Genomic DNA, 3,972 nt, shown 5'->3' with positions numbered 1-3,972 from the left:
ATGTGTTGCGCGGCTTCGGCGTCGCCTGCTGCGACCAGCTTCCGGTGGTGGCCTTTGCGGTCCCGGCGGGGTCGGAGAAATACGTCACCACAGCTTATTCGTTCCGGCTGCTGACCGGCTTCGGGCCGAGCCGCGATTTCCGCTCCGATCTCGCCGGCGCCACGAGCCCAATCACCGTCATGGTCGGCGCGGCTGATGAACTGATGCGCCCCGAGAACTATCAGTCCACGATGGGAGACCGCGTCAGCGTCAAGTTGCTGCCGGGCGTCGATCACATGGGCATCGTCGCCGATCCATCGGCGTTGTCGCGCATCGTCGATGTGGTTGTCGGCGCCGGAGCCGGCTCATGAGCAGTATCGACGCCAAGCAGGCCGCCGAGGCGCTGTCGGATATCGAGGTGATCGTTCGGCGGGTGCGCCGGTCGCGGATCTACCAGCTGACCAGCCTGATCCTGATGCAATGGGGCGCGCTGGTGCTCGCCGGCTATCTCGCTTCCTATCTGTGGCCGCGTTCCGCCGGCTGGCTTTGGGGCGCGGTCAACGTTATCGGCGTCTGCGGCACCTTTGCGATCGGCATGTTCGTGCGCCGGCGCAGCGGCGTTGGCTTCGACGTCCGGATTCCGCTCGCGCTCTTGCTGTTTTTCGCGTTCGGCTATCTCAACTGCTTTCTCGGCCATTTCGGCCCGCGCGAACTCGGCGTGTTCTGGCCGATCTATTTCATGATGGTGTACAGCATCGCCGGTCTGTGGGTCGGCCGTGCCTTCGTGGTGATCGGGGTCGCCATCATCGCGCTGACGCTGATCGGCTATGTCTTCAGCGGCGATTGGTTCGACTTGTGGATGGCGATGGTCAATGGCGGCGGGCTGGTGCTCGGCGGATTGTGGATGCGCCGGGACTGATCATGGCCGAACTCGACGACATCATTCACCAGCCGCTGCGGCTGAAGATCATGGCGGCGCTGAACGCGCTGCCGGAGTGCCACGGGCTCGAATTCGTCCGCCTGAAGAAGCTGACAGGGGCGACCGATGGCAATCTCGGGGCGCATATCGAGACGCTGGCGCGGGCCGGTTATGTCGCGGTCGACAAGGCGTTCGTCGGCAAGAAGCCGCAGACCACGGTGACGGTGACCCCGGCCGGCCGTGCTGCCTTCGCCCGCCATGTCGCGGGCTTACGCGAAATCATCGCCGGCAGCGCGCCGGAGTAGCGATCCTGTCCCATACGTCGCTGCGGGCCTATCGGGCCGCCCGGCGGATCCGGCGGCGGTCTGAAGAAGCTGTGATAGCCGCACCGGCCATTGTTGCGGCAGCGGGCTGCCGTGTTACACCCTGCGCCAAACGGGCAATGGTGCGAGCTTCCCTTCATGAACATCCTTCTCCTCGGCTCGGGCGGGCGCGAACATGCGTTGGCCTGGAAGATCGCGGCCTCGCCGCTGGTCACCAAGCTGTGGTGCGCGCCGGGCAATGCCGGGATCGCCCGCGAGGCGACCTGCGTGGCGCTGGACGTCGGCAACCACCAGGCCGTGGTCGAGTTCTGCAAGGCCAATCGGGTCGACTTCGTGGTGGTCGGGCCGGAAGCGCCGCTCGCCGCCGGGATCGTCGACGATCTGGCCGCAGCCGGCATCAAGGCGTTCGGACCGAGCCGGAAGGCATCGCAGCTCGAAAGCTCCAAGGGCTTCACCAAGGATATGTGCAAGGCGCACAACATTCCGACCGCCGCCTATGAGCGGTTCGGCGATCCGAACGAGGCCAAGGCCTATATCCGCGCCCAGGGCGCGCCGATCGTGATCAAGGCCGACGGTCTTGCCGCCGGCAAGGGCGTTGTGGTGGCGAGCACGCTGGGCGAGGCGGAGGCCGCGATCGACATGATGTTCGGCGGCGGCCTCGGCAATGCCGGCGTCGAAGTGGTGGTCGAGGATTTCCTGGTCGGCGAGGAGGCGTCGTTCTTCGTGCTGTGCGACGGCGAGCACGCGCTGCCGCTGGCCACCGCGCAGGACCACAAGCGCGCCTATGACGGCGACAAGGGACCGAACACCGGCGGCATGGGGGCGTATTCGCCGGCGCCGGTGATGACCGATGCGATCTGTCAGCAGGCGATGCAGCAGATCATCTATCCGACGCTGAAGGCCATGAAGGCGATGGGGTCGCCGTTCAAGGGCGTGCTGTTCGCCGGGCTGATGATCACCGAGGATGGTCCGCAGCTGATCGAATACAACGTCCGGTTCGGCGATCCGGAATGCCAGGTGCTGATGATCCGGATGAAGGACGATATCGTGCCGGCGCTGCTCGCCTGCGCGGACGGCCAGCTCTCGCATATCAGCCTGCGCTGGCACGAAGAGCCGGCGCTGACCGTGGTGATGGCAGCCAAGGGCTATCCGGGCCACTACGAAAAGGGCACCCGCATCGCCGGGCTCGACCGCGCCGAGACGATTCCGGGCGTGCAGATCTTCCACGCCGGCACGGTGGCGTCGGGCGACTGGGTCCTCGCCAATGGCGGCCGGGTGCTTGCCGTGACCGCGTCGGCCAAGACCGTCGCCGAAGCCCAGCGCCGCGCCTACGAGGCGATCGGCGTGATCAACTGGCCCGAAGGCTTCTGCCGCCGCGATATCGGCTGGCAGGCAGTGGCGCGGGAACGACGAGGGAAGTAGCTCGTTTTTGTATGGGTGAATAGCATCCTGCTCGGTGCGCCCCCTCTCCCGCTTGCGGGAGAGGGCTGGGGTGAGGGCGACGCGGGCACAGAGGCCACGTAGTTCGGAGACTCAGCTTCCCCCACCCGGATCGCTGACGCGATCCGACCTCCCCCGCAAGCGGGAGAGGTTGCGCCGACCGCGTTGCTTCGCTGTGCCAAATCACCAAAGGAGAAGTCGCCGATGCCCGATCTCGCCGACTTGTTTCCGGGCTTCGGCTCGGAATGGATCAACACTTCGTCGGGCCGGATCTTCGCGCGCGTCGGCGGTGACGGGCCGCCGCTGTTGTTGCTGCACGGCTTTCCGCAGACTCATGTGATGTGGCACCGCGTCGCGCCGAAGCTGGCCGAGCGCTTCAAGGTGATCGTCGCCGATTTGCCGGGCTACGGCTGGTCCGATATGCCGGAGAGCGACGATCAGCACACGCCCTACACCAAGCGGGCGATGGCCAAGCAGCTGATCGAGGCAATGGAGCAGCTCGGCCACGTGCATTTCGCACTCGCCGGACACGATCGCGGTGCCCGCGTCAGCTATCGGATGGCGCTGGATTCGCCGGGCCGGCTGTCGAAGCTCGCGGTGCTCGATATCCTGCCGACCTACGAATACTGGCAGCGGATGAACCGCGCCTATGCGCTGAAAATCTATCACTGGAGCTTCCTGGCGCAGCCGGCGCCGCTGCCAGAAAACCTGCTCGGTGGCGATCCCGATTTCTACGTGAAGGCCAAGCTGGCGAGCTGGACGCGGGCCGGTGATCTCTCCGCGTTCGATCCGCAGGCGATCGAGCACTACCGCATCGCGTTTGCCGACCCGATGCGGCGGCACGTGATGTGCGAAGACTACCGCGCCGGTGCCTATGCGGATTTCGAGCACGACAAGGCCGATGTCGAAGCCGGCAACAAGATCCCGGTGCCGATGCTGGCGCTGTGGGGCGCTTCCGGCATCGCGCAGTCGGCCGCGACGCCGCTCGATGTCTGGAGAAAATGGGCGTCCGACGTGCAGGGCGCGCCGATCGAATCCGGGCATTTCCTGCCCGAGGAAGCGCCGGACCAGACCGCCGAGGCACTGATGACGTTCTTCAGCGCCGCGCCCTGAAGAACTCCCGCAGCATCGTCGCGGCTTCGCGCTCGCCAACGGCGGAATACACTTCCGGCGCGTGATGGCAGGTCGGCTGGCCGTAGAACCGCACGCCGGACTCCACCGCGCCGCCCTTCGGATCGAATGCGCCGAAATACAGCCGCCGAATCCGGGCGAACGAGATTGCACCGGCGCACATCGTGCACGGCTCCAGCG

General features: G+C 66.2%; 5 protein-coding genes and 1 pseudogene. 5 read left to right on the top strand and 1 reads right to left on the bottom strand.

From position 1 onward, the window contains the following. The 5 genes and pseudogenes from DYI24_RS22705 to DYI24_RS22685 form a co-directional block, all read left to right on the top strand. Positions 1-350: pseudogene (locus DYI24_RS22705) on the top strand (alpha/beta hydrolase); the annotation flags it as partial. Next, positions 347-898 (top strand): hypothetical protein, encoded by a 552-nt coding sequence (locus DYI24_RS22700; protein ID WP_164573940.1) that lies wholly within the window; start codon positions 347-349, stop codon positions 896-898. The pseudogene DYI24_RS22705 and the gene DYI24_RS22700, both read left to right, overlap by 4 nt. A 2-nt stretch (positions 899-900) precedes the next feature. Then, positions 901-1,203: a winged helix-turn-helix domain-containing protein gene (locus DYI24_RS22695; protein WP_164573939.1), complete on the top strand. Its 303-nt coding sequence runs from the start codon at positions 901-903 to the stop codon at positions 1,201-1,203. Between the two features lie 156 nt (positions 1,204-1,359). Then, entirely contained in the window at positions 1,360-2,643 is a 1,284-nt protein-coding gene (gene purD, locus DYI24_RS22690) for a phosphoribosylamine--glycine ligase (protein ID WP_164573938.1), read from the top strand. 222 nt (positions 2,644-2,865) lie between these two features. After that, positions 2,866-3,774, top strand: a complete 909-nt coding sequence (locus tag DYI24_RS22685) for an alpha/beta fold hydrolase (protein WP_164573937.1) — start codon at positions 2,866-2,868, stop codon at positions 3,772-3,774. Here DYI24_RS22685 and DYI24_RS22680 read toward each other — a convergent pair. After that, the coding region (locus DYI24_RS22680; protein ID WP_164573936.1) for a nucleoside deaminase at positions 3,758-3,972 on the bottom strand (215 nt) is incomplete at its 5' end. The genes DYI24_RS22685 and DYI24_RS22680 overlap by 17 nt on opposite strands.

The organism is Rhodopseudomonas sp. BR0C11 (assembly GCF_010820945.1).
Lineage (GTDB): Bacteria > Pseudomonadota > Alphaproteobacteria > Rhizobiales > Xanthobacteraceae > Rhodopseudomonas > Rhodopseudomonas palustris_H.
The sequence above is the reverse complement of the archived record's forward strand: the minus strand, read 5'-3'. Positions and strand labels throughout refer to the sequence as shown.

Excerpts from the sequence above, each read along its gene's own strand:
- DYI24_RS22695 (WP_164573939.1), top strand. The coding sequence starts at position 901 with ATGGCCGAACTCGACGACATCATTCACCAGCCGCTGCGGCTGAAGATC.
- DYI24_RS22685 (WP_164573937.1), top strand. The coding sequence starts at position 2,866 with ATGCCCGATCTCGCCGACTTGTTTCCGGGCTTCGGCTCGGAATGGATC.
- DYI24_RS22700 (WP_164573940.1), top strand. The coding sequence starts at position 347 with ATGAGCAGTATCGACGCCAAGCAGGCCGCCGAGGCGCTGTCGGATATC.
- purD (WP_164573938.1), top strand. The coding sequence starts at position 1,360 with ATGAACATCCTTCTCCTCGGCTCGGGCGGGCGCGAACATGCGTTGGCC.